A 724-nucleotide genomic window follows, 5' to 3' on the forward strand; every position below is an offset into this window, starting at 1 on the left:
TACCTTTATATTTATTTAAAAAAGTGCAACATCTATTGCACTTTTTTTAAAACTAAAAATCATGAACTTTTTTACCAATGTTTGCGATGAAAGCAAATAAAACATTTACAACGATGGTTATGATGTTTATGCTTACAGCAATCATTATTTCAATTCATTTTTATCCCCCCTATCAAACAAGGGTTATAATATTCTATATTTTAATAGGAAACATGCTTGTTTACAAACCTATATTAAATTCACAAAAAAACTCTATGATTATTTATTCTTATAGAGCTAACACAACGCAATATTATTGATAATATGAAAGGAATTTTTTATTCTTTTTTTGGAAATACAATTATAAAACAGGCTTTTCTACTTGCTTAATTTGTCTATACTCGGAGATTGAACTCCCCCCACTTTCACTTCGTTTAGAAGTGAGGGATTCCTAAGTAAAGAGTTCTATCGAACTCTAATTGATTAGGCTATCCCCGCAGTCCTTGCGGTTAGAAGCCTTATCGCTTCATTCTTTAGATTGATACTTGCGTTAATATCCCTATCATGGTGTGTACGACAAGAAGGACAGTCCCATTCACGTAGGTTTAAATTTTTAACGTCTTTATTTTGATATCCACAACAAGAACATAATTGGCTGGAAGCAAATGTTTTCGATACGACAATGACTTGTTTGCCATACCATTTTGCTTTGTATTCTAACATGGATCGAAATTGCGACCAAGAT

The 724-nt window shown here is 31.5% G+C and carries 1 protein-coding gene; it reads right to left on the minus strand.

Annotated elements, in window-relative coordinates:
* Nucleotides 1-462: 462 nt before the first annotated feature.
* The coding region (locus MR167_RS31580; protein WP_242316241.1) for a transposase at nucleotides 463-724 on the minus strand (262 nt) is incomplete at its 5' end.

It is taken from the genome of Bacillus cereus group sp. BfR-BA-01355, from assembly GCF_022663675.1.
Lineage (GTDB): Bacteria > Bacillota > Bacilli > Bacillales > Bacillaceae_G > Bacillus_A > Bacillus_A thuringiensis_S.